General features: G+C 63.4%; 23 protein-coding genes, 1 tRNA gene and 2 rRNA genes (1 of these 26 running past the window's edge). 20 read left to right on the forward strand and 6 right to left on the reverse strand.

From position 1 onward, the window contains the following. The first annotated feature begins 9 nt into the window (after nt 1-9). Nucleotides 10-2,031 carry a prohead protease/major capsid protein fusion protein gene (locus JHX87_RS08580; protein ID WP_271886783.1) on the forward strand — a complete coding sequence of 674 codons (2,022 nt, stop codon included), beginning with the start codon at nt 10-12 and terminating at the stop codon, nt 2,029-2,031. Here the strand turns inward: JHX87_RS08580 and JHX87_RS08585 are convergent. Next, nucleotides 2,001-2,186 (reverse strand): hypothetical protein, encoded by a 186-nt coding sequence (locus JHX87_RS08585; RefSeq protein WP_271886784.1) that lies wholly within the window; start codon nt 2,184-2,186, stop codon nt 2,001-2,003. The two genes, JHX87_RS08580 and JHX87_RS08585, sit on opposite strands and share 31 nt — an antisense overlap. A gap of 72 nt (nt 2,187-2,258) precedes the next feature. On the opposite strand from JHX87_RS08585, the gene JHX87_RS08590 reads away from it, so the two are divergent. From JHX87_RS08590 to JHX87_RS08670, 17 genes are all read left to right on the forward strand, one after another. Continuing rightward, complete coding sequence (locus tag JHX87_RS08590; protein ID WP_271886785.1) at nt 2,259-2,630, forward strand: DUF2190 family protein; 372 nt, start codon at nt 2,259-2,261, stop codon at nt 2,628-2,630. After that, complete coding sequence (locus JHX87_RS08595) at nt 2,630-2,944, forward strand: head-tail joining protein (RefSeq protein ID WP_271886786.1); 315 nt, start codon at nt 2,630-2,632, stop codon at nt 2,942-2,944. The genes JHX87_RS08590 and JHX87_RS08595 overlap by 1 nt, the downstream gene beginning before the upstream one ends. Continuing rightward, nucleotides 2,941-3,564, forward strand: coding sequence for a DUF6441 family protein (locus JHX87_RS08600; RefSeq protein ID WP_271886787.1), 624 nt, complete (start codon nt 2,941-2,943; stop codon nt 3,562-3,564). Before JHX87_RS08595 ends, JHX87_RS08600 begins: the two co-directional genes overlap by 4 nt. Continuing rightward, nucleotides 3,561-3,986 carry an acyl-CoA transferase gene (locus tag JHX87_RS08605; protein WP_271886788.1) on the forward strand — a complete coding sequence of 142 codons (426 nt, stop codon included), beginning with the start codon at nt 3,561-3,563 and terminating at the stop codon, nt 3,984-3,986. The genes JHX87_RS08600 and JHX87_RS08605 overlap by 4 nt, the downstream gene beginning before the upstream one ends. A gap of 33 nt (nt 3,987-4,019) precedes the next feature. Further along, nucleotides 4,020-4,958 (forward strand): phage tail tube protein, encoded by a 939-nt coding sequence (locus JHX87_RS08610; RefSeq protein WP_271886789.1) that lies wholly within the window; start codon nt 4,020-4,022, stop codon nt 4,956-4,958. 3 nt (nt 4,959-4,961) lie between these two features. Beyond that, the gene (locus JHX87_RS08615) at nt 4,962-5,399 is read left to right on the forward strand and encodes a hypothetical protein (protein ID WP_271886790.1); all 438 of its coding nucleotides are present in this window, start codon (nt 4,962-4,964) and stop codon (nt 5,397-5,399) included. 98 nt (nt 5,400-5,497) lie between these two features. Next, nucleotides 5,498-5,635 (forward strand): DUF7697 family protein, encoded by a 138-nt coding sequence (locus tag JHX87_RS08620; protein ID WP_271886791.1) that lies wholly within the window; start codon nt 5,498-5,500, stop codon nt 5,633-5,635. Next, nucleotides 5,628-8,039, forward strand: a complete 2,412-nt coding sequence (locus JHX87_RS08625) for a tape measure protein (RefSeq protein ID WP_271886792.1) — start codon at nt 5,628-5,630, stop codon at nt 8,037-8,039. The genes JHX87_RS08620 and JHX87_RS08625 overlap by 8 nt, the downstream gene beginning before the upstream one ends. 2 nt (nt 8,040-8,041) lie before the next feature. After that, nucleotides 8,042-8,665, forward strand: a complete 624-nt coding sequence (locus JHX87_RS08630) for a DUF2460 domain-containing protein (protein WP_271886793.1) — start codon at nt 8,042-8,044, stop codon at nt 8,663-8,665. Then, complete coding sequence (locus tag JHX87_RS08635) at nt 8,662-9,546, forward strand: DUF2163 domain-containing protein (RefSeq protein WP_271886794.1); 885 nt, start codon at nt 8,662-8,664, stop codon at nt 9,544-9,546. The genes JHX87_RS08630 and JHX87_RS08635 overlap by 4 nt, the downstream gene beginning before the upstream one ends. Next, on the forward strand, nt 9,546-9,989 hold the full coding sequence (locus JHX87_RS08640; RefSeq protein ID WP_271886795.1) for an NlpC/P60 family protein: 444 nt from the start codon (nt 9,546-9,548) through the stop codon (nt 9,987-9,989). The genes JHX87_RS08635 and JHX87_RS08640 overlap by 1 nt, the downstream gene beginning before the upstream one ends. Nucleotides 9,990-9,992: 3 nt before the next feature. Further along, nucleotides 9,993-13,943 carry a baseplate multidomain protein megatron gene (locus tag JHX87_RS08645; protein WP_271886796.1) on the forward strand — a complete coding sequence of 1,317 codons (3,951 nt, stop codon included), beginning with the start codon at nt 9,993-9,995 and terminating at the stop codon, nt 13,941-13,943. A 19-nt stretch (nt 13,944-13,962) separates the two neighbouring features. Further along, the gene (locus JHX87_RS08650; protein WP_271886797.1) at nt 13,963-14,706 is read left to right on the forward strand and encodes a DUF2793 domain-containing protein; all 744 of its coding nucleotides are present in this window, start codon (nt 13,963-13,965) and stop codon (nt 14,704-14,706) included. Next, nucleotides 14,703-15,140 (forward strand): hypothetical protein, encoded by a 438-nt coding sequence (locus JHX87_RS08655; protein ID WP_271886798.1) that lies wholly within the window; start codon nt 14,703-14,705, stop codon nt 15,138-15,140. Before JHX87_RS08650 ends, JHX87_RS08655 begins: the two co-directional genes overlap by 4 nt. Next, nucleotides 15,112-15,408 carry a hypothetical protein gene (locus JHX87_RS08660; RefSeq protein WP_271886799.1) on the forward strand — a complete coding sequence of 99 codons (297 nt, stop codon included), beginning with the start codon at nt 15,112-15,114 and terminating at the stop codon, nt 15,406-15,408. Before JHX87_RS08655 ends, JHX87_RS08660 begins: the two co-directional genes overlap by 29 nt. Before the next feature lie 86 nt (nt 15,409-15,494). After that, entirely contained in the window at nt 15,495-16,163 is a 669-nt protein-coding gene (locus tag JHX87_RS08665) for a YcbK family protein (protein WP_271886800.1), read from the forward strand. Continuing rightward, nucleotides 16,160-16,399 (forward strand): hypothetical protein, encoded by a 240-nt coding sequence (locus JHX87_RS08670; RefSeq protein WP_271886801.1) that lies wholly within the window; start codon nt 16,160-16,162, stop codon nt 16,397-16,399. The genes JHX87_RS08665 and JHX87_RS08670 overlap by 4 nt, the downstream gene beginning before the upstream one ends. 256 nt (nt 16,400-16,655) lie before the next feature. On the opposite strand, the gene JHX87_RS08675 is transcribed toward JHX87_RS08670, so the two are convergent. Both JHX87_RS08675 and JHX87_RS08680 read right to left on the reverse strand, forming a co-directional pair. After that, nucleotides 16,656-17,096, reverse strand: a complete 441-nt coding sequence (locus tag JHX87_RS08675) for a hypothetical protein (protein WP_271886802.1) — start codon at nt 17,094-17,096, stop codon at nt 16,656-16,658. Continuing rightward, nucleotides 17,086-18,243: a hypothetical protein gene (locus JHX87_RS08680; RefSeq protein ID WP_272833922.1), complete on the reverse strand. Its 1,158-nt coding sequence runs from the start codon at nt 18,241-18,243 to the stop codon at nt 17,086-17,088. Before JHX87_RS08680 ends, JHX87_RS08675 begins: the two co-directional genes overlap by 11 nt. A 647-nt stretch (nt 18,244-18,890) precedes the next feature. On the opposite strand from JHX87_RS08680, the gene JHX87_RS08685 reads away from it, so the two are divergent. Next, nucleotides 18,891-19,958 carry a hypothetical protein gene (locus tag JHX87_RS08685; protein ID WP_271886804.1) on the forward strand — a complete coding sequence of 356 codons (1,068 nt, stop codon included), beginning with the start codon at nt 18,891-18,893 and terminating at the stop codon, nt 19,956-19,958. Continuing rightward, nucleotides 19,955-20,872 carry a hypothetical protein gene (locus tag JHX87_RS08690; protein ID WP_271886805.1) on the forward strand — a complete coding sequence of 306 codons (918 nt, stop codon included), beginning with the start codon at nt 19,955-19,957 and terminating at the stop codon, nt 20,870-20,872. Before JHX87_RS08685 ends, JHX87_RS08690 begins: the two co-directional genes overlap by 4 nt. A gap of 98 nt (nt 20,873-20,970) precedes the next feature. Here JHX87_RS08690 and JHX87_RS08695 read toward each other — a convergent pair. From JHX87_RS08695 to JHX87_RS08705, 3 genes are all read right to left on the reverse strand, one after another. Beyond that, nucleotides 20,971-21,047, reverse strand: a tRNA-Met gene (locus JHX87_RS08695). A 68-nt stretch (nt 21,048-21,115) separates the two neighbouring features. Beyond that, nucleotides 21,116-21,230 (reverse strand): 5S ribosomal RNA (gene rrf, locus JHX87_RS08700). 86 nt (nt 21,231-21,316) lie between these two features. Continuing rightward, nucleotides 21,317-22,830, reverse strand: a 23S ribosomal RNA gene (locus tag JHX87_RS08705); it runs 1,318 nt beyond the window's last position.

A 22,830-nucleotide genomic window follows, 5' to 3' on the forward strand; every position in this document is an offset into this window, starting at 1 on the left:
AACCGAAGAATGCCCAACGATCAGATTATCGACCTGCCCGTGATCGGGCGGGCCGGTTCGCTGCAGGCTGTCGATGAGACGGCCCGGACATTCGAGGTCCTCTGGACGACCGGCGCGCAGGTCCGCCGCTATTCCTGGGCACGCGACGAGGAGTTCGACGAGGAACTGGTGGTCACGCCCAATGCCATGCGTCTCGAGCGGCTGAATGGCGGCGCGCCGTTTCTGAACAGCCATGCGTCTTACAGCCTGCGCAGCATTCTGGGCGTGGTCGAAGAGGGCTCGATCCGGATCGAGAATGGCCGCGCCTTTGCCCGCATCCGTTTGTCCGAACGCGGCGAGGTCGAGGATATCTGGCGCGATATCCGCGCCGGCATCATCCGCAATGTCTCGGTCGGCTACCGCGTCCACCGTTTCGAACGCGTGGCAAAAGCGGATCGCAGCGACGGCGGCGCCCGGGCGCTTTACCGCGCCGTCGATTGGGAACCGCTGGAGATTTCCGCGGTCGCCATCGGCGCCGATGCCAGCGCCGGCATCCGCGCGGAGCCCGGCGACCACATCACCCGCCTGCATCCCTGCACCATCACCATGAGAGGAATGACCATGCCCCAGAATAGCCCGGCCGAGGCCGATGACGCCTGTGACGACCTTACAACCCGCAGCGCCGATCCTGCGCCGCAGGCACCTGCCGCACCTGCCCCGGCCAACCCGACGCCGACCGCGCCCGATGCGGAGGCGATCCGTGCCGAGGAACGCCGCCGCAGCGCCGATATCATGGCCCTGTGTCGCCGCGCCGGTTTCGCTGACATGGCCGATGATCTGATCGGCCGCGGCGTTTCGATCGATGAGGCCCGCGCCGCGGTGCTGGACAAGCTGGTCGAGAGCGACCCGGCCGGGCGAACGGTGGAACCCGCCCCGGCGCAGGCCAGCGGCGATGGCGCTGCCGAAACGGCCTATCGTGATGCGGTCACGAATGCGATGCTGCACCGTCACAATCCCGGCGCCCATGCGCTTGAAGCCACCGCACGGGAATTCCGCGGCCTGACCCTTCTGGAAATGGCCCGCCATGCCATCGAGCGCCGGGGCGGCAGCACGCGCGGGATGTCCAAGATGGAGGTGGCCCGCGCAGCCTTCGAGCAGCGCGCCACAGGCTATCACGCCACCAGCGATTTCCCGGCGATCCTTGCCAATGTCGCCAATGCCACCCTGCGCCAGGCCTATGCGTCGACGCCGCGGACCTTCGGCGCCTGGGCGCGCCGCGCGACCATCACCGATTTCAAACCCGTGCAGCGGACGCAGCTCGGTGGCGCGCCCGATCTGCAGAAGGTGCTGGAATCGGGCGAGTTTCAATATGGCACCATCGGTGAGGGCCGCGAGGTCTATGCGCTCGCCACCTATGGGCGCATTGTTGCCATCACCCGGCAGGTGCTGATCAATGATGACCTCGACGCTTTCACCCGCCTGCCCGCCTCCTTCGGCGCCTCGGCGGCCGATCTCGAATCCGACATCGTCTACTCGATCCTGATGCAGAACCCCGCCATGGGCGACGGCAAGACCCTCTTCCATGCCGATCACGGTAATAGCGGGACCGCCTCGACGATCTCGGAATCAGCACTGGCCTCGGCCTATCGCGCCTTCGGCCAGCAGAAGGGCCTCGAGGACCGGCTGATCTCGATCCTGCCGCGCTGGATCCTGACGCCGCCCGGCCCGCGCGCGGTCGAGGCCCGCAAGCAGGTCACGGCGACCACACCCGGCAGCACCGCCGAGGTCAACACCTTCTCGGGACGGCTGGAAGTCATCGAGGAACCGCGCCTGATCCCGGCCAGCGGTCAGGATCCGTGGTTTCTCGCCGCCGATCCGGCCCGCATCGACACCGTGGAATATGCCTATCTCGACGGCCAGGAGGGCGTCTTCACCGAGACCCGCACCGGCTTCGAGGTCGACGGGCTCGAGATCAAGGCGCGGCACGATTTCGCCGCCAAGGCCATCGACTGGCGCGGGCTCTATCGCAACCCGGGTGCGGCGCCGTCCTGATCATGGTTACGGCGGGCTTCTGCCTTGATATCGGCCATGGTTGTGCCGGACGCGGCAGGCCCGCTCGCCAGACCTTCGTCCCACAATCGACCGATCAGCTGGCACTGCTCTTCCTGCGCGGCATTGCCGCCATCGTCTCCGGGTTTTTCACCCATGCCACAGCTCCATCCCGACCGTAGGGCCACCGCGCCCTTCGGCGCAACACACAATCCCGAAAGGATGCTCCCATGAAGAACTTTGTTGCCCAGAGCAATGTCATCACCGTCCCGACCGAGGCCCTCCTCCTCGGCGACAGCGTCATCGGCGGCAAAGGCTATCTCCTCTCCGGTGGCCTCTTCGGCGTCGCCTGTGCCACCGTCGAGGTCACCGATATCGGTCAGGGCAAGGACTGCAGCATTGCCGTGACCGGCATTTTCGACCTGCCGAAACAGCCCTCGCAGGCCTGGTCCGTCGGCACAAAAGTCTATTGGGACGCTGCGAACGAACGGGCCACAACCACGGCCACTGGCAACACCCTGATCGGCATTGCCATGCAGGCAACCGGCGGCACGGCGGGCGAGACCATCGGCCGGGTGCGGCTGAACGGGGTGGCGGTCTGATGCTGGCTTTCGAGACCGCGCTGGCCCGGGTCTTTGCCGATCCGAACATGGCCGTGGACGCGCAATGGCTTGCGGGCGGCGTCGAACCGGCCCTGCCGATCCGGCTGATCCGCAAAGCGCCGGACGAGGTGACCGGTTTCGGCGGCACCCGGGTCTGGTCCGAGACCCTGCGGGCCGATGTCATGATCGCGCAGGTCCCCGAACCCGGACCGGGCGACCGGGTGACGATCAACGACGAGACCTTCGAGGTGCAGGGCGAGCCCCTCCGCGATCGCGAACGGCTGATCTGGACCCTCGATCTGCGGCCTCTATGAAGCTCTCGGCCTCCATCACCGATCTTGCAGAACTGATGCGGGGCGAGATTGCGGCCGGCGAGAAGGCAGTGACGGCTGCGGTCAAACATGCCGGCAACGGGTTGCGCGACGACTGGCGCGGTCAGATCACCCGTGCCGGTCTTGGGCATCGTGTCGCCCGGACCATCAGATCCGAGACCTATCCCAAGACCCGCGACAGTCTGAATGCCGCCGCCATGGTCTGGAGCCGGGCTCCGGTGATCCTTGAGGCCCATGATACCGGCCCGCTGATCCGCTCGGCCGACGGGTTCTGGCTGGCCATCCCGACAGAAGCCGCCGGGAAAAGCCTGCGCGGCGGGCGCATCACGCCCGGCGAATGGGAGCGGCGCACCGGTCTGCGCCTGCGCTTCATCTATCGCCGCAGCGGCCCCAGCCTGCTTATCGCCGAGGCCCGGCTGAGCAAAAAGTGCCGTGCCGTCCGCTCGCGGTCAAAGACCGGGCGCGGGCTGACCTCGGTGCCGATCTTCCTGCTGGTGCCGCAGGTCCGGCTCAGCAAGCGGCTGGATCTGGAACGGCCGGCGGAGGCGGCACTCGCCGCCCTGCCCGCCGCGATTGCCCGGCGCTGGAGCGGGATCACATGATCACCCGCCGCGAGACCGTGCTGAAGGCGCTGCATGAAGCGCTGCTGGGAATGCCGGGCGGCGCGACCGTGATGCGCAATGCCGTGCTGCCGGAACGCATCCCGGATGCGGGCCTCGTGATCCTGCGCGACGGCACGCCGGGCACACCTGAAGTGACCCTGTCGCCGCTCCGCTGGCACTGGCAGCACCGCGCGGAACTGGAAGTGTTTCTGCGCGGCGGCGATCTCGATGAGAGATTCGATGCCCTGACCGCCGCCATCGGTGCCCTGCTGGCCGGCGACAGAACGCTTGGCGGCATCTGCGACTGGATAGAGGCCGAGGCCCCGGAACCGGCCGATCTGCCCGTCGAGGGCGCCACGACCATCCGCGCCGCCGCGCTGGGCATCACCCTCCATTACACCACCGCAGATGCACTGGCCTGACAGGCCACCTCACAACCACTGAAAGGATTTTCCATGGCCCGAGCCCAGGGGGCGCGATCGCAGCTGGCGGTCGCGTTCGAAAGCACCTATGGCACACCGCCCGCGGGCAGTTTCACCCGCCTGCCCTTCGCAAGCTCCACCCTCAGCGCCGAACAGCCGCTCCTGTCTTCCGAACTGCTGGGCTACGGCCGCGATCCGCTGGCCCCGATCAAGGATGCGATCACCGCCGATGGCGATCTGAGCGTGCCGATCGATGCCGAAGCTTTCGGTTTCTGGCTGAAGGCAGCGTTCGGCGCGCCCGTGACCACCGGCACCGGGCCTTATGTCCACGAATTCCGCAGCGGCAACTGGTCCCTGCCCTCGATAGCGATCGAGACCGGTATGCCGGAAGTCCCGCGCTATGCCATGTATTCCGGCGTGATGCTGAACCAGCTCTCCTGGACGCTGCAGCGATCCGGTCTGCTGACGGCCACCGTAAGGCTGATCGCGCAGGGCGAGACGGTGACGACCACATCGCAGGCCGGCACGCTTGCGGACTTCGAGCTGATCCGCTTCGGGCATTTCAACGGATCCGTGGAACGAAACGGCGCAGCCCTCGGCAATGTTGTCTCGGCGCAGCTGACATACTCCAACAATCTCGACCGGATCGAGACCATCCGCGCCGATGGCATGATCGACGGGGCCGATCCGACCATCGCGGCGCTGACCGGTCAGATCGAAGTGCGATTTGCCGACAGCACGCTGGTGCAGCAGGCGATCAGCGGCACGCCCTGCGCGCTGCAGTTCTCCTATGAGCTGCCCGCAGGCCAGAGCCTGACGCTGACCGCCCATGCCGTCTATCTGCCGCGCCCGAGGATCGAGATCAGCGGCCCGGCCGGGGTGCAGGCCAGCTTCGACTGGCAGGCGGCGCGCGATCCCGTCACCGGCCGCATGGCCACCATCACCCTCACCAATGACATCGAAGGCTACTGATCCATGATCCGTCTGAACCTCACCGCCGAGCCCCGTTGGCTCGATCTCGGCGCCGGGTTGCGCCTGCATGTGGCGCCGGTCACCACCGCTATCATGGCCGCCGCCCGCAGCGATATCGCCGCCTCGGACATGAGCGAGGATCTGCCGCAGGAGGCACTGGCCGTCACCATGGCCAAGGCGGTCGCCCGCCGGGTCATTCTCGACTGGCAGGGTGTCGGCGATGCGGCGGGGAACCCGCTGCCGGTCACCTCTGAGGGGATCGACGCATTACTGGATATCTGGCCGATCTTCGAGGCGTTTCAGCGCGACTGCCTCGCACCGCATCTGATGCTGGATCAGGAAAAAAACGCCTCCGCGCCCTCGCCGACTGGCAGTTCGGTGGGGGCGACCGCTACTGCCAAGCGTGCCCGGGCCTCTGCGAAGACTGCCCGGCGCGGCTGAATGCACCGCAGACCGAGGAAGGCTGGGCGGTCTGGGATCTGGCCGGGCGGCTGTCGGGCCAGATCCGGGCCATTCCCGGCGCCGTGCTGGGCTGGGACATGACGGCCGCGCTTGCGCTGGGGCGCGCGCTTGGGATTCCGGCCGTAGCCATCGCCGAGCTGCTGCCGGTGATCGAGGCGGAGATGATCCGCCGCACGAAGGAACAGATCGGGAAGGACCGGGACAATCATGGCTGAGAAGAAGGTGTCCGTCCGGCTGGTGGCCGAGAACGGGCGGCAGGTCCGTGCGGAACTGCAGGGCGTCGGCGATGCCGGGGCAAAAAGCTTCCGGCGCATGTCGGCCGAGGTGGGCCGTGCCGGGATCATGCTGAAGCGTCTCGCCGGCATTGCCGCCGGCGCCTTCAGCCTGCGGCAGGTGCAGGGCTATGCGGATCAGTGGACCGATCTGCGCTCGCGCGTCGATCTGGCCACCGGATCACAGGCAAAGGGCGCGCTGGTCATGGAGCGGCTGGCCGCCATGGCGCGTCGCACCTATTCGGAACTGGGCCAGACGACGGAATCCTGGCTCGCAAATGCCACCGCCCTGCGGGAACTGGGCCTGTCGACGGCCGAGAGCCTCGATTTCACGGAGGCGCTGAACAATGCCATGGTGGTGTCCGGCGCCCGGGCCGAACGCGCGGCATCCGTCCAGAACGCGCTCTCCAAAGCCATGGCGCTGGGCGTGCTGGCGGGTGACGATCTGAACACCATTATCCAGAGCGGCGGGCGGCTGGCAGAACTGCTGGCCGAGGAACTCGGCAGCACGGTCTCGGGCCTGCGCCAGCTCGGCTCGGATGGTCGGATCACCGGAGATGTCATCCGCAGTGCCCTGCTGGGCAATCTGACCCGCCTGCGCGAAGAGGCCGACAGCATGCCCGCGACCATCGGCGATGCCTTCACGCTGATCGGCAATACCGCCCTGCGCATGGTCGGGACATGGGACCGGATGATGGGCACCTCCTCGGCCGTCGCCGATGTCCTGATCATGGTGGCCGATAATCTCGAACGGCTGGCATCGATCGGGATTGCCTTTGCCGGTTTCATGGCCGGGCGCTGGGTTGCGGCCTTCGTTGCGGCCCGGATCGCGACCTTCAGCCTCGCCACCGCGCTGACCGCCCTGCGGGTGGCGCTGATCCGCACCGGCATCGGCGCCCTGATCGTTGCGGCGGGCGAGCTGATCCATCAGTTCACCCGGCTGGTGGAGAAGGTGGGCGGTCTCGGTGAAGCCTTCCGCCTATTGGGAAGCCTCGCCATGGAAATCGGGCAACGTATCAGCATGGCGTTTCAGGGGGCTTTCGCGCTGATGGGGGCAGGCTGGGAGAGCTATCGGGCCGTTGTCTTCACCGTGCTGGACGGAATCCTCAGCGGCACCGTCACCGCCGTCGACCGCACGGTCGCCGTCTGGTCCGGGGGTTTCGATGCGGTGGCGGCGATCTGGGGACGGTTGCCCGGCACCATCGGCGATTTCGCGTTTCAGGCGGCGAACGGGCTGATCTCGGGCATCGAGGCCATGCTGAACGGCGTCGTCACCCGCATCAACAGTTTTATCGCTGCGATCAACGGCGCGCTGGCCCTGCTGCCGGACTGGGCCGTCGGTGAGGGAGGGGCCGAGATCGGCAGGCTCGATCCGTTGGACCTCGGCCGCATCGACAATCCCTTCGAGGGCGCGGCGGCCGATGCAGGGACCGCAGCCGCGGATGCTTTTGCCCACGCCTTCGCCCGCAGCTATGTCGAAGCACCCGATCTCTTCGGCGATCTCGCGGGCGAGGCTGCATCCCGCGCGGCAGACTATCTCGAACAGGCAGGCGCTTTCGGGGAGGCGGCGACAGCACCGCTGGAAAGCTGGCAGGCGCTGCAGGAGGCGATGTCGGCCGGCGGAACCGAGGGGGCGGAGGCGCTGAACGATGCTGCAGCGTCAGCAGGCGGTCTCGATCAGGCACTGGAGAAGGCCGGTGGTGCCGCTCGGCGCGCGGGCGCGGCCGGAAAGCAGGCCGGACGCGAGGTGAAAGAGGGCGCGGAAGAAGCGAAACGGGGCTGGGAGGCGGTCGCGGAATCGCTGTCGGATTATGCCGAGAGTGCCCGCGACATGGGCAGCGGCATCGGCGCGGCGCTGACCGGGGCATTTCAGAGCGCCGAGAATGCCATCGGCGATTTCGTCAGGACCGGCAAGGCCTCGATCCGGGATCTGGTCACCTCGATCATCGCCGATTTCGCAAAGATCGGCGCAAGGCGCTTTCTGCTCGGACCGCTGGCAGGCGCGCTGAGCGGCTGGGCAGGGTCATTGGGCAGCGCCGGGGTGATGGCCAATGTCATGCATGCTGGCGGCATAGTCGGATCGGGCGGGACGGCACGCATGGTCCCGGCAAGCATCTTTGCCAATGCCCCGCGCATGCATTCCGGCGGCTGGGCCGGGCTGCGCTCGGACGAGGTCCCGGCAATCCTGCAGCGCGGCGAGCGGGTACTGTCGCGCCGCGAGGCCGCAGGCCATGGCGGCGTCACCGTCAATATCCAGACCCGCGATGCCGAGAGTTTTCGGCAGTCGCGGGCGCAGGTCTCGGCCGATATCGCCCGCGCCGTCGCCATGGGCCGGAGAGGAATGTAGCCATGTTTCACGAGATCCGCTTTCCCGACGATATTTCGCGCGGCGCCCGCGGCGGGCCGGAACGGCGCACCACCATCGTCGAACTGGCCTCCGGCGATGAGGAGCGCAATGCGGCATGGGCCAGTTCGCGCCGCCGCTATGATGTCAGCTATGGCATCCGCCGCGCCGACGATCTGGCGAAAGTCGTCGCTTTCTTCGAGGCCCGCAACGCAAGGCTGCACGGCTTCCGCTTCAAGGACTGGTCGGATTATCGCTCCTGCCCGCCCTCGCAGATCCCGGCTGCCACCGATCAGGTCATCGGCACCGGCGATGGTGTGACGACCACGTTCCAGCTGGTGAAGCGCTATGCCTCGGGCGCGCAGGTCTGGACGCGGGCCATCACAAAACCGGTCGCGGGCACCGTCACCATTGCCCTGAACAGCGCACCGCAGGCCAGCGGCTGGAGCGTGGATGCGGCAACCGGCGTGGTCAGCTTCGCCGCCGCGCCCGGCGACGGGATCGCCATCACCGCCGGCTTCGAATTCGACGTGCCGGTGCGCTTCGACAGCGACGCGCTGGACGTGACCCTCGATATCGAGCGCCTCGGCTCGATCACCTCCATCCCGCTTCTGGAGATCAGACGATGAAAGACCTTTCTCCTGCCCTGCAGGCACATCTCGCCAGCGGCACCACCACACTGGCCTGGTGCTGGAAGATCACTCGCACCGATGGCGTGGTGATGGGTTTTACCGATCACGACCGGGTGCTCGGGTTTGGCGGCACCAGTTTCGAACCGGAGAGCGGCTTTGCCGCCGCCGAGATCAGGTCGGGCTCTGATCTTTCGGTCGATGCACAGGATGCCGAGGGCGCGCTGTCGTCGGACCGGATCACCGAGAGTGATATTCTGGACGGGCGCTGGGACAATGCGCTGGTGGAACTCTGGCGGGTGAACTGGCAGGAGCCCGGCCAGCGGGTGCTGATGCGCCGCGGCGCCATCGGCGAGCTGCGCCGGGGCCAGTCCAGTTTCGTGGCCGAGATCCGCAGCCTCTCGCATCTGCTCGGCCAGACCGTGGGCCGGGTGTTTCAGGGCAGCTGCGATGCCGCTCTCGGGGATGGGCGATGCCGGGTGAATCTCGATGACCCCGCCTATACCGGCCGCGGCCATGTCGCAGACATCCTCCGCGACCGCGCCTTCATCGCCACCGGGCTCTCGGGCTTTGCCAACGGCTGGTTCGACTTCGGATCGCTGACATGGACCAGCGGCGCCGATGCCGGGCGCGCGGCCGAGATCGCGCTGCATGAAGCGGGCGGCGGCGCGGTCACCCTGACCCTGCTGGAAGCCCCGGTGCGCGGGATCGGGATGGGCGACGCCTTCACCATCCGCGCGGGCTGCGACAAGCGGCTGGAAACCTGCCGGGCAAAATTCGGCAATGCTGTCAATTTTCGCGGCTTTCCCCACATACCGGGGCAGGACGCCATCACGCGCTATGCGAAGCCCGGCAGCGCCAATGACGGGGGCGTGCTGTGATGCCCGCCGATCCGCAGCGGGTGGTCGCCATCGCGAGACGCTGGCTTGGCACACCCTATCACGATCAGGCCAGCCGGCGCGGGGCGGGCTGCGACTGCCTCGGCCTCATTCGCGGTGTCTGGCGGGAGCTGCTGGGACCGGAAACGCTCTCGGTGCCCGCCTATTCGCGCGATTGGGGCGAAACGGGGTGCGAAGAGGTGCTGGCCGAGGCGGCAAAGCATGTTCTGATCCGTATCGACGCGACTGGAGCCGGAACCGGGGCGGTCGTCCTGTTCCGGATGCGCTCCGGCGCCATCGTCAAGCATTGCGGCATTCTGACAGCGCCGGACCGCTTCATCCACGCCTATGAACGCCTCGGCGTTATCGAGGAAGCGCTGACCACTGCCTGGCGGCGGCGCATCGCCTTCGCTTTTCTTTTTCCCGCAGCCGCGACGGAGAGCTGATCCATGGCCACGATCATTCTGGGCGCCGTCGGCACCGCCATCGGCAGCGGCTTTGGCGGGGCGGTCATAGGGTTTTCGGGTGCGGCCATCGGCGGCATGATCGGATCGACCATCGGCAGCATGGTCGACAGCTGGATCGTTTCCTCGCTGATGCCCGGCCAGCGGATCGAAGGGCAGCGCCTCGACAGCCTGCGCCTGACCTCAGCCAGCGAGGGTGTCGTCATCCCGCGCCTCTATGGCCGGATGCGCATCGGCGGCAATATCATCTGGGCCACGGATTTCCGCGAAGAGGTGAACCGCAGGAAACAGGGCGGCGGCAAGGGCGGTGGTCCCAAGGTCGAGACCACCGAATATCTCTACTATGCCTCCTTTGCTGTCGCACTCTGCGAGGGCGCCGTCACCGGCATCGGCCGGATCTGGGCCGATGGTGATATCGTCGATCTGAAGGATGTCACATGGCGCTGGTATCCGGGCGATGAAGATCAGGCGCCAGACCCGTTCATCGCCGCGAAGATGGGCGCTGATGCCACGCCTGCCTATCGCGGCACCGCCTATGTCGTCTTCGAGGATCTGCCGCTGGCCCCCTTCGGCAATCGCTTGCCGCAGCTTTCCTTCGAGGTGTTCCGGCCACTGGCCGATCCCGACACGGCGGAGGGGCTGGTCCCGGCGGTGACGATGATCCCGGCCTCCGGCGAATTCGCCTATGCTACATCCGTGGTCCGCAAAGCCGAGGGCGGCGCCGAGAACGTCAATGCCATGGCTGGCATCTCCGATCTGGAAGTCTCGCTCGACCGCCTGGAAGCCATGGTCCCGGCGGTCCGGTCCGTCTCGCTGGTCGTGTCATGGTTCGGCGACGATCTCCGCGCCGGTCATTGCCAGATCCGACCGAAGGTCGAGATCCCGCAGAAAACCACAACACCGGCATGGTCGGTGAACGGCGTCACCCGCGATGCGGCACAAGTGGTCAGCCCCGACGATCAGGGACGCCCGGTCTATGGCGGCACCCCGGCGGATTTCTCGGTGATCGAGGCGATCCGGGCCATCAGGGCGCGGGGACACAGGGTCACCTTCTATCCCTTTCTGATGATGGATATCCCGGCCGGCAATACCCTGCCCGACCCGTATTCCGATCATGCCGACACCCTCGGCCAGCCGGTGCTGCCATGGCGCGGGCGGATCACCTGCGCACCAGTCGCGGGCTTTGCCGGATCGGTCGACCGAACCGCAGCGGCGGCAAATCAGGTCGAGGCGTTTTTCGGCAGCGCTCAGCCTTCGGATTTCGCGATCTCCGGCGAGACGGTGACATGGGCCGGACCGGAGGAAGACTGGGGTCTCCGGCGGATGATCCTGCACAATGCCCATCTCTGCGCCCTGGCCGGAGGTGTCGATGCCTTCCTGATCGGCTCGGAACTGCGCGGGCTGACGCAGATCAGGTCCTCGGCCTCCGTCTATCCGGCCGTGGCACAACTGCGGTCTCTCGCTGCGGCCGTGCGAACGATCCTCGGGCCAGTGACAAAAATCAGCTATGCCGCCGACTGGTCGGAATATTTCGGGCATCATCCCCAGGACGGCAGCGGGGACGTTTTCTTTCATCTCGACCCGCTCTGGGGCGACCAGAACGTCGATTTCATCGGCATCGACAATTACATGCCGCTCTCGGACTGGCGCGATGGCTGGGATCATCTCGACGCAAAGGCAGGATGGCCGTCTATCCATGACCGCGCCTATCTGCAGTCCAACATCGCGGGCGGCGAAGGCTATGACTGGTTCTATGGATCAGTTGCGGATCGGGCGGCACAGATCCGCACTCCGATCAGCGATGGCGCGCATACCAAGCCATGGGTCTTCCGATATAAAGACCTGCGCGCATGGTGGTCGAACCGCCATTACGACCGGCCGGGCGGCGTGGAATCCGCTACCCCGACCGCATGGCTGCCGCGGTCAAAGCCGATCCGCTTCACCGAACTCGGCTGCCCCGCCATAGACCGCGGCACCAACCAGCCGAATGTGTTTTATGATCCGAAGTCGTCCGAAAGCTTCGTGCCGTATTTTTCGCGCGGCTGGCGGGACGATGCCATTCAGCGGGCATATCTCGAGGCGACCTATACTTTCTGGAACAAGGCATCGAACAACCCAGCCTCGACAGAATATGCGGGTCGCATGGTCGAGGTTTCGGAATGCGCGGCATGGACATGGGATGCCCGGCCCTATCCTTTCTTTCCCGAACTGCCGGATGTCTGGTCGGACGGCGCCAACTGGCGGCTCGGCCACTGGCTGACCGGGCGGTTGGGGGCAGTTTCGCTTGCCGCCCTCATCCGCCATCTCTGCCGGCGCGCCGGGCTGCCCGAGGCATGGATCGATGTCTCCGGCCTGACCGGCGCCTGCGACGGGTGTGTCATCTCGGCGCTGGAAAGCCCCCGCACCTCGATCACCATGCTGGCCCGGCAGTTCGGCTTTGACGCCACTGAGAGCGAAGGTGTGATCCGCTTTGTCATGCGCGGTCAGTCAGCGGTGGCGACCATTTCGCCCGATGACATGGTCGCCAATAGTAAGGGCGAGGTGATGGATCTGACCCGGGGACAGGAAACCGAACTGCCGCAGGCCCTCAAATGGCAGGTGGCCCGCTCCGACGAGGATTACGACGGGCTGACCGTCGAGGCGAACCGCATCACCGTCGACGCAAGCCGCGTCGCCTCGGACAGTTTTGCCGTGGCCGTCCCGCCCGAAGAGGCTGAGCGGCGCTGCCGCCGGGCTCTGATGGAGGCCTGGACCGGACGCGAGACCGGCGCCTTCCGCCTGCCACCCTCCCGGCTGGCCATCGATCCGGGCGATGTGATTCATCTCGACCATGACGGGCGGCTGGTGGAGATGCGGATCCTGTCGGTGGCCGATGCCGAGTCCCGCGCCATCGAGGCGATCCGGCAGGACCGCGACAATTACGACCTGCCGCCCGGCAGCCCGCGACCGGCAAGCCTCGCCCGTCCGGTCACCTTCAACCCGCCGACCCTGGCCTTTCTCGATCTGCCGCAGCTTCGCGAGGATCAGGCCCCGCATCAGCCGCTGATCGCTGCCCATGCAAAACCATGGCCCGGGCAGATGGCGGTCTTCCGCAGCTTTGAAAGTTCGGGCTTCGATCTGATGACGACGTTTTCGCGGCGGGCGCGGATGGGCGTGCTGGTGGCGCCGCTTCATGCCGGGCCACACTCGCGCTTCGATCACGGCAATCAGATCTATCTCGATCTTCCGGACGGCACGCTGGAAAGCGTCAGTGATATCCGGCTCTTCGCGGGCGAGAACGCCATGGCTGTGGAACAGCCGAACGGGCGTTGGGAGGTGCTGCAGTTTTCCCGGGCCGAGCTGATTGCGCCGGGTCTTTATCGCCTCTCAAAGCTGCTGCGCGGGCAGCGCGGCACCGAGATGGACATGGCGCCGGTCGTGGCCTCCGGTGCCCGCATCGTCATGCTGGACGAGCAGCTGGTGCCCCTGCCGATCCCCGAGGCCGATCTCGGCCTGCCCGCCATGTGGCGCATCGGCGCGGCATCGCAGCCGGTCAGCGATTCCAGCTATGCAGCCCAGAGCTTCACACCCGAGGGGATCGGGCTCCGTCCCTTCGCGCCGGTCCATGTCCGCCAGCCCTGGCAGCATGGGCGCGAACCGGGAGATCTGGAGATCCGCTGGATCCGTCGCGACCGGGCGCTCGCCGCGGACAGCTGGAACGCCGCCGCCATCCCGATGAGCGAGGCCAGTGAAGACTGGCAGGCGGAGATTCTCGACGGCGCGGAGGTCACCCGCACCCTGACCGCATCGACCACCCATGTCATCTATTCCGCCGCACAGCAGCTGGCGGATTGGGGCGCGCTGCTGGGACCGGGCGACAGCCTCCGTGTCCGCATCGCCCAGATCGGCCAAGCATATGGCCCGGGCGCCGCCCCCATCACCACACTCTGGTTCTGAACAGCAGGAGAACAAGACAATGTCCGAGACCACAGCGCATCTGGCGCTGCCTTTCCTCATGGCCGCACAGGCACAGAAACACGTCACCCATAACGAGGCGCTGCGCATGCTCGATGCCATGGTGCAGCTGTCCATCGTGACCCGGGCTCTGGCGGCACCGCCCGCCAGCCCGGCCGAGGGCGCGCGTTACATTGTCGCGCCCAGTGCGACGGGCGTCTGGTCCGGCTGGGACGGGAATGTCGCCTGCTGGCTGGACGGGGCATGGATGCGGTTCCCGTCACAGCCCGGCTGGCTGGCATGGGTCGAGGACGAAGCGCAGGTGCTGGTCTGGACCGGCGCCGCATGGCTGCCGCTGGTCGATGCCATGGGGTTCATCGCGCAGGGACCATCGGTCGCTGTGGCAAAGGGCGCAAATGGTGCCAGTACCGGCATGGCGGTCATCGAGGAAACCTTGTCCAGCCTGTCGGGGACCAGCCGCGACAGCACCGTCACCATTCCCGACCGCGCCATCGTGCTGGGCGTATCGTCGCGCACAGTGACGGCAGTCACCGGCGCCACATCCTATGACTGCGGCATTGTCGGCGAGGCGTCAAAATTCGGCGGCTCGTTGGGGATTGCCGCTGGCAGCACCAATCGCGGCGTCGTCGGCCCGCAGGCTTTTTATGCCGACACCCCGATCCGGCTGACGGCACGCGGCGGGAATTTCACCGGCGGCGCGGTGCGCATCGCCATCCATCTCCTGACCGTGGGGCTGCCCTCGTGAGGTTTTCCGACGTGTTTCTGCATCACGGCCGTGGGCTGGAATGGATGACATCTGCCTTGCTGCTGGTTTTTGCCATTACCGTTGCCCTGCCCGGCGATACGCTGGCGGAGAATCCGGGCTTTGCCGGTTTCCTGAGCGCGGGTCTGAACGAGGCGGCGCTGGCCATGCCGCTCTCATGGATCGCCCTTCTGCGCATGGCCGGGCTGGTGGTCAATGGCGCATGGCGGCGCTCGCCGCTGCTGCGGATGATCGGCGCGGTGCTGGGCGCCGGGATCTTCGCCTTTCTGGCGATGATCTTTGCCCTGCCCTGGTGCCTCGGCCAGCAGCCCGCCCTCGGCATCGGTGCGGGCACCTGTGCCGTGGCCTGCCTCTTCGATCTTCTCGCGGCCTACAGGACCGGTGCCGATGCTGGACATTCTGAACGGGCTCGATGAACCGGCATGGGCCGGGCTGACCGCTTTGGCACTGGCCATTATTGGCGCCATCGGTGCTGTGGTGAAAGGCCTGCGCCGACAGAAGGATGGTCCCGGACAGCCGATCAACGATCCCATCACCGGCCTCGCGGCCGAGATCCGCACCCTCGCCGTCCGGCAGAACGAAGCAAATGCCGAAGCCGACCGCCGTTTCGATCGCATCGACCGCGATCTGGCCCGGATCCACACCGACACACAGGTCATCCGCGAGCGCCTGCCGCCGCGCTGATCGCCCCAGCTGATCGCCCCAATCGAAACCCACCGCAACCGGTCGTCCCCAATTCCGGGGGCGGTTTTTTCACATGGAGAACCGACATGAGTTTCTATCAGCACTGGCGCAATGTCCCCGCCACCGCATGGCGCTGGCCGGATTTTTCCCCGGCCGAAATCGCCTGTCGCGGCACCGGCAGGTTGCTTGTCAACGAGCAGGCCCTTGACCGGCTGCAGGCCCTGCGCCGCGCCCTCGACCGGCCGATGATCGTGAACTCGGCCTATCGCAGCCCCGAGCACAATGCCCGGGTCGGCGGCGCGACGAAATCTCTGCACCTGTCCGGCGCGGGTTTCGACATCTCCATGGCGAACCACGATCCGGAAGGTTTCATTGCCGCCGCGCGCGAGGCCGGCTTCACCGGCATCGGCACCTATCCACGGTCGAACTTCATCCATATCGATACCGGACCGGCCCGGGTCTGGGGCGAGCCGTTTCCGGACAGGGTATCGCGCTTTGCACCCGACCGGCCACCGGCACGCGAAAAGCTGGCGGACAGCCGCACCTTGAAAGGCGGTGGCACGGCCGGCATCGCGACCGTCGGCGCTGCCGGTATCGAAGTTCTGCAGGACGGCATCGCCGAGACGCAGGGCGCCGTGCAGGCGCTGGTGCCCTGGCTTGATACCTTCCGCTGGGTCTTCATCGCGCTGGCACTGGCCGGAATCGCCGTCACCATCTACGCCCGGCTGGACGACTGGAAGCGGGGGCGGCGATGATCGCCGCCCTCACAACCCTCTGGCGGCGGGCGCTGCCCTGGCTGGCCCTCGCCGCAGCCATTCTTCTCTTCACCCTCGGCGCAAGGCGATCCGGCGAAACCGCCGGGCGCGCCGCCGAGCGCCTGCAACACATGGAAAGGACCAATGATGCGCTGCGACACATGCTGGAAGCCGGGGCGGATCGGCCCCGTGATCGCGATGACCTTGCTCAGCGCCTGCGGGACGGAAAGTTCTGATCATGGCGCCTGCCCGCCGGTGGTCCAGTATCCGGCAGCGCTGCAGGAAGCGGCGGCGGCGGAGATCGAAGCGATGCCAAGGGAATCCGTCGTCGTGGGGATGATGACGGATTACTATGTCCTGCGGCAGCAAGCGCTGGCTTGTGGGGGTGCATCTGATCACAATGGCTGAAAATTGGTCAGGAAATTAGGGATCTATAGTTCTGCAACGTCCTGATAGAATCAGACGAGATGTCCACACAACACTGCGCACCTCCTAGCCCGGTCGGACGTCGAACCCCTTCTGTCGCATGCAAGCATCTATTCTAACTATATCACGTTCATGAGTTACCGGCAGCTTGTTGGCGCCATATTCCCGTCCACCGCAGGTGAGATAGGCGGCGCGCACCTGTTCAAGGCTTTTGCCGTCACCGTAATATGTAAGTTGCAGGACCGGATTGATTTCGTAGCCCTTGCTACGCATGCATTCATCAATCTCTACGAGATCCTCTTGCCGAGAGGTAAGCTGGGTCGGCCCGCCCATGCTAGGGCGCATCCCGCATGCCAGCGAGTCGGCACGATTTTCCTGATCGCTCATAGACGATTGGACATAGTCGAACACGATGAGGTTGCTGCGGTCGCCCGAGGACTGCTCATTCGTTGAGCAGCCAGCAAGCCAAGCCGTGATCAGGATGATGAGAGATTTATCAAAGGTCATCGCAAGCCGGGTTAATATTTGGGACTATATTGCCGCAGGGATCGACCACGCAAGTCAGTCCGCGCCTTCTAATGACGCGATTTTGTCCGTCGCACAATTGCGGGGCAACTTGTCTAGTGCTGCGCGGCGTTGACGCGGTCTGATTCGGCGCGATCGACATCTGGCTGGGGACTGTTTGGGATTTTTGTGGGTCTGTTGGCCGTTCTGGTGGTCTACTGCTTACATTAAGTGCCGGGGCGACGGGCGGTGCCGCTAGCTCTGATGGGGTATCTCTTGCCGTCCCAGCGTCTGGCCGCTGGGCAGCCGTCGGTTCGCTCGGTGCTGGCGCAGACGGTTCCGCCTTCAGGGTTTCGGGCGCAGGCCCCAAGACTGGCGTGGCGGCTTGTGCGGGAGGTATCGCGGCGAGGCCGGGTTGGCCAAGATTTTGCGGCTCCGCCGTGGCTGCAGCCGTACTTTCTGGCGTTTGCGACAGCCATGGCTCCAATTCGTGATCCCGGCTTGCTGGCTGCACCGAATTGACCGAGGAATCTGACGCGATCGGCACGTGAGGGCCAAGTTCAGATGTGGTACGTCGCGCGGTAGCGTTGCTGACATCAGGTAAATCAGGTGTGGCGACGCCCCAGACTGCAGTGTCGATAGCACTGCAGACCGCAGCCAGCCGCGCCGAAGAGCACAGCAACTCGTTACGCAAACCACTGATATTGATGAATGCAATAACCATGAGAACCGCGGCGACGATGCGCGAAAATAACAACGAAACTTTCTTGAGAAGGCGCGCTAGGGCGGAATCTGTTGCTTCATCCAAGCTAGCTTCCCGATCCCTAATTTCAGCGACAATGACAGCTATCGTGAAAACCGAGAAGCACAGAATGATGAATATCGCCCAAAACGGCCAGTTCCGTGCTGCATTGCTCAACGCCGGCACCTCGAGCGCAGGAAACGCGTAGCGCAGCACCAGCAATATTGGCCCGAAACTGGCGACCGCTGCAGTGCTCGTGATCAAAACGACGTAGCGGATGGCCAGTGCCAGCCAGTCGTTCATCCTGAACAGTGAATTGCCAATCCCTTTCAAAACTCGTAAAAGAAACCGACCGAGGGACTTGAGACCGTTCCAGATCGACGTGACGACCTCGGCGACTAGATCCATCGTCGCCTCCAGTATTGCAACCGCTCGGCGCATCATGCGCTGGGCGATGACAATGGGATCGGAGCGGAAAAGACGACCAATCGACTTTGTTACTCGCATAGTCCTCCGTACGGCTTCATGTAGGCGTTACTGGCTCCCTGCCAGCTTAGCACTGCAGACCACCAAAGTCTGCAAGGTAGTGGTATCAATCCTATTTTCGAACGCCCGGCCGAGGCTATGAGATGCCTGTAACATGGATCTGGACAAAAATTCTTGACGCTTTCCGGTAAACGCGAACCGATCAGTCTCTCGGGCATCACACTAGCATTGTGTGCGACACATGCTGGAGGCAGGGGCGGATCGGCCCCGTGATCGCGATGACCTTGCTGACAGGCTGCGGGACGGACGGTTCTGATCATTCAGCCTGCCCGCCGGTGGCTGAGTATCCGGCGGCCGTGCAGGAACGGGCGGAGGCAGAAAAATTCGGCGTCCGCAAGGTTGACAGGGTGCTGCACCGGCGCGCAGTATTCAACTATCGGCCAACCAGCTCATAATATTATATCGGGTTTTATATGTTAAGGCGCGAATTCTTAAAATCCTCTTGCTCGATTGGCGTTCTTGCCGCAGCGCCAGCTATTTTCGCTCCTGCTCCGGCCAGGGCGGGATGGGTGGCGATTGCCAGCGCAGCATTCAGTGTAGCATCGTCTTTGACCGGGTACCTTTCGCGCGGGGCAAATCCCACGGTTCCTTTGCTGATTTCACTGCATCAAGCAGTTGAGGCAATGGGACTTCAGATCGAAGCAATTGACATGAAACTCGAGCTGATTCTAAGCGAATTGGCCGAACTCAGGCAAGATGTTCTAAATATCCCCGAAAACGTCCAATTGTCGGATGCTTACTATAAGATGAGGGAGCCATATACCGCGTTCTTGGAGCTTGATCCTGATGCGCACAAGGATGAACCAAGTGATGGCTATCTGCGTGCGTTGCCAAGTATATTTGACCGTCTTCAGATCGCGCGAAGGATATTCGTAGACGTATCAATGAGCGGAAATCGTTTGATCGCTGATGGTGCGCCGCATCTCGCTCTCGCTCAGGACGCAGAGATTCTGATTGGCGCAGACATGCTGCGCGTGGAGATGATGGAGCGTGGACTCCAGATCGACCCGCAGGCCTTGTTAGGTGCGCTCGGCGAGTATGAGGCATTTTTCCGGGCCACGCTTGATCCTGATGTTCCCGCTTCTTTTACCGCAATTAAGATCTCGCTCATGTCACAGATTCAAGAAATTGTCGCGCGATCTTGGATATCAGATGACCTCATTGAGCTTCGTGAGACAGTGATGTGCTGGTCAACACATACATCTTGTCTCGTTGCGGACCCCATCAGCGGTCATTGTTATGAACCCGGTCCCGGCATTAGAATGGAACACCAGTCTTTTTCCTACTCCAAGACGGGAATTTCGGATTCCCCAACGGTTTTTCCCGATGAAATTGCTCACCCTTTTATATACGAGGTGATCAACAACAATGACTGCCCACTAGCACTGTCAAGCATCATGGAGGCTAGTATTGATCGGCAGTATACAAGCACTGTGCAGCAGGTTGAGGCACTAAATGCGCTTATTATCAGCGCTTATAAAGCGCAGTATTTCGAGGCGCTTTGCCGGAGGGCGCTAGATATCAACCTGCGCCATCAGAGCAATATAATGGCGGCTTTAGGGGTGTCTGAACCATGAGTGGGCTATTAGCCGGGGGAACAAAGGTAGCTGTGGGTGCAGCTGGTGAGGCATTGCTAGAGCGTGCAATAGATGATGGCTTGTCCTATGGCGCGACCTTTCTGACTGAATACTATGATCGCTCCCAAGTTGTTGACGGCTATGGCGGTGCACTAATAAATTTGCCGCAAGGACAGGGCATGCTCTTTGCAGTGACCGTGCTGAACAATCCAGACGGCAGCACTTTCGCGTACCCGCCTATTTCGCTGGGGACGGGAAGGCGTCCCGTGGATCCGTTGGTCAATATCAACATTTCAAAGGCAGCGCTGGCTCATCTCGGACTGGAGACTGCGCAGAGCCTAGATGCGGGCCGCTCATTTACTTACAAGGAAATGCGGTTTTATTGGGCCGCAAGGCTCCCGGATGGCGATGTAGAGATCTTTAGGGCCGATAGTGCCAGCCTGCATGCGCAGCAGACTGCTGAGATCATCAGAACGTCAATCCTTGCCACTTCGGCATCCGATAGCGACAGTTTGCGTAAACTGGCTGCTCAAGCCGATTTATTCGATACTTTAGAAGATAGGATGCGTGATGAACTGCGAGAAAAGGGGCTTGAAGGGCAACTTACGTCCGCACGAGCGAAGATGCGTGATGCTCGGCAGCTGTACGAGCGCGCTGCTGCTGATCGAGATCGCGCCTTAAAGGAAGCATCGGATTTGGAAGGACTTCAGGAATTGTCTTCTCTGTTTGGTCTGGCAGCTAATTTTGGTTCCCTAATTGGAGCTGCAAACGCCAAATCGGAATACGCAAAGACTGAAATGCAAAACGGAGCGAATCAATACAACTTAAATATCCAGACGACGATCAGCATTTATCAGCAGACGACACTATCGCCCAATCTCCTGCCGGAAGCTCCAGAACTCATCCTCCCATAGGATCGCGTTTTTGTTGAGTAGGTGTTGAGTCGCCGGCTTGGTATTATGATACCACACAGCCAAGTGTGGCGTAACGCGCTGTTATATCGGGAGATTTTTGGTTGCGGGGGTTGGATTTGAACCAACGACCTTCAGGTTATGAGCCTGACGAGCTACCGGGCTGCTCTACCCCGCGCCGATTGCGCTGATCTTTGTTTTGATTGCGCGTATTTTCATCGTATCAGAGATTTCGCTTCTTTCCAGGTCTGGCGGTGACCTACTCTCCCACGTCTTAAGACGCAGTACCATCGGCGCAGCGGCACTTAACGGCCGAGTTCGGGATGGGATCGGGTGTTTTGCTCGCGCTAGGGCCACCAGACCAGGAAAGAAGCGATCAGCGTTGCTGCATGTGCAGTTTGTTGTCCAAGGATGCTTTTGGAAGCGACAGTCTGTCTTCTTCCGGATCAAATCAAGCCTATCGAGCCATTAGTACCGGTCAACTGAATGCATTACTGCACTTACATCTCCGGCCTATCGACGTGGTGGTCTTCCACGGCTCTCAAGGGATACCTTGTTTTGAGGGGGGCTTCCCGCTTAGATGCCTTCAGCGGTTATCCTGTCCGTTCATAGCTACCCAGCACTGCCGTTGGCACGACAACTGGTCCACCAGTGGAACGTTCACCCCGGTCCTCTCGTACTAGGGGCAACTCCTCTCAAGTATCCAACACCCACGGCAGATAGGGACCGAACTGTCTCACGACGTTCTAAACCCAGCTCACGTACCTCTTTAAACGGCGAACAGCCGTACCCTTGGGACCTGCTCCAGCCCCAGGATGAGATGAGCCGACATCGAGGTGCCAAACGATGCCGTCGATATGGACTCTTGGGCATCATCAGCCTGTTATCCCCAGCGTACCTTTTATCCGTTGAGCGATGGCCCTTCCACTCGGGACCACCGGATCACTATGGCCGTCTTTCGACTCTGCTCGACTTGTCAGTCTTGCAGTCAGGCTGGCTTCTGCCATTGCACTCAACGAGCGATTTCCGACCGCTCTGAGCCAACCTTCGCGCGCCTCCGTTACTGTTTGGGAGGCGACCGCCCCAGTCAAACTACCCGCCACGCAGGGTCCCGGATCCTGATAACGGACCGCGGTTAGACATCAAGAGTGCGAAGGGCGGTATCTCAAGGATGGCTCCCCAGAAACTGGCGTCTCTGGTTCAAAGCCTACCGCCTATCCTGCACATCGCAATCCTGATGCCAGTGCGAAGCTGTAGTAAAGGTGCATGGGGTCTTTCCGTCTAACCGCGGGAAGTCTGCATCTTCACAGACAATTCAATTTCGCTGAGTCCACATTTGAGACAGCGGGGAAGTCGTTACGCCATTCGTGCAGGTCGGAACTTACCCGACAAGGAATTTCGCTACCTTAGGACCGTTATAGTTACGGCCGCCGTTTACCGGGGCTTCAATTCAAGGCTTGCACCTCTCCTTTTAACCTTCCGGCACCGGGCAGGCGTCAGACCCTATACGTCGCCTTACGGCTTCGCAGAGCCCTGTGTTTTTAGTAAACAGTCGCCACCCCCTGGTTTGTGCCCCCGACCGACAGTTGCCTGCCAATCGGGCCTCCTTCTCGCGAACTTACGGAGGTATTTTGCCGAGTTCCTTAAATGTGGTTCTCTCAAGCGCCTTGGTATTCTCTACCAGTCCACCTGTGTCGGTTTCGGGTACGGTCTCATGGAGGGCTATTTCCAGGAACCGCTCAGCTGCCAGTTCAATCCGATAAGGACTGACAACCTCTGCGATCCGTCACCATCTCCTGGCCCAGGAATATTAACCTGGTTCCCATCGACTACGCCTTTCGGCCTCGCCTTAGGGGCCGGCTTACCCTGCTCAGATTAGCTTTAAGCAGGAACCCTTGGACTTTCGGCGACAGGGTCTCTCACCCTGTTTGTCGCTACTCATGTCAACATTCTCACTTCTG

The sequence above is a fragment of the Paracoccus fistulariae genome (assembly GCF_028553785.1).
GTDB classification, from domain to species: domain Bacteria; phylum Pseudomonadota; class Alphaproteobacteria; order Rhodobacterales; family Rhodobacteraceae; genus Paracoccus; species Paracoccus fistulariae.

Coding starts and splice junctions, on each gene's coding strand:
- JHX87_RS08580 (WP_271886783.1), top strand. CDS start 10: ATGCCCAACGATCAGATTATCGACCTGCCCGTGATCGGGCGGGCCGGT.
- JHX87_RS08585 (WP_271886784.1), bottom strand. CDS start 2,186: ATGGGTGAAAAACCCGGAGACGATGGCGGCAATGCCGCGCAGGAAGAG.
- JHX87_RS08590 (WP_271886785.1), top strand. CDS start 2,259: ATGAAGAACTTTGTTGCCCAGAGCAATGTCATCACCGTCCCGACCGAG.
- JHX87_RS08595 (WP_271886786.1), top strand. CDS start 2,630: ATGCTGGCTTTCGAGACCGCGCTGGCCCGGGTCTTTGCCGATCCGAAC.
- JHX87_RS08600 (WP_271886787.1), top strand. CDS start 2,941: ATGAAGCTCTCGGCCTCCATCACCGATCTTGCAGAACTGATGCGGGGC.
- JHX87_RS08605 (WP_271886788.1), top strand. CDS start 3,561: ATGATCACCCGCCGCGAGACCGTGCTGAAGGCGCTGCATGAAGCGCTG.
- JHX87_RS08610 (WP_271886789.1), top strand. CDS start 4,020: ATGGCCCGAGCCCAGGGGGCGCGATCGCAGCTGGCGGTCGCGTTCGAA.
- JHX87_RS08615 (WP_271886790.1), top strand. CDS start 4,962: ATGATCCGTCTGAACCTCACCGCCGAGCCCCGTTGGCTCGATCTCGGC.
- JHX87_RS08620 (WP_271886791.1), top strand. CDS start 5,498: ATGACGGCCGCGCTTGCGCTGGGGCGCGCGCTTGGGATTCCGGCCGTA.
- JHX87_RS08625 (WP_271886792.1), top strand. CDS start 5,628: ATGGCTGAGAAGAAGGTGTCCGTCCGGCTGGTGGCCGAGAACGGGCGG.
- JHX87_RS08630 (WP_271886793.1), top strand. CDS start 8,042: ATGTTTCACGAGATCCGCTTTCCCGACGATATTTCGCGCGGCGCCCGC.
- JHX87_RS08635 (WP_271886794.1), top strand. CDS start 8,662: ATGAAAGACCTTTCTCCTGCCCTGCAGGCACATCTCGCCAGCGGCACC.
- JHX87_RS08640 (WP_271886795.1), top strand. CDS start 9,546: ATGCCCGCCGATCCGCAGCGGGTGGTCGCCATCGCGAGACGCTGGCTT.
- JHX87_RS08645 (WP_271886796.1), top strand. CDS start 9,993: ATGGCCACGATCATTCTGGGCGCCGTCGGCACCGCCATCGGCAGCGGC.
- JHX87_RS08650 (WP_271886797.1), top strand. CDS start 13,963: ATGTCCGAGACCACAGCGCATCTGGCGCTGCCTTTCCTCATGGCCGCA.
- JHX87_RS08660 (WP_271886799.1), top strand. CDS start 15,112: ATGCTGGACATTCTGAACGGGCTCGATGAACCGGCATGGGCCGGGCTG.
- JHX87_RS08665 (WP_271886800.1), top strand. CDS start 15,495: ATGAGTTTCTATCAGCACTGGCGCAATGTCCCCGCCACCGCATGGCGC.
- JHX87_RS08670 (WP_271886801.1), top strand. CDS start 16,160: ATGATCGCCGCCCTCACAACCCTCTGGCGGCGGGCGCTGCCCTGGCTG.
- JHX87_RS08675 (WP_271886802.1), bottom strand. CDS start 17,096: ATGACCTTTGATAAATCTCTCATCATCCTGATCACGGCTTGGCTTGCT.
- JHX87_RS08680 (WP_272833922.1), bottom strand. CDS start 18,243: ATGGATCTAGTCGCCGAGGTCGTCACGTCGATCTGGAACGGTCTCAAG.
- JHX87_RS08690 (WP_271886805.1), top strand. CDS start 19,955: ATGAGTGGGCTATTAGCCGGGGGAACAAAGGTAGCTGTGGGTGCAGCT.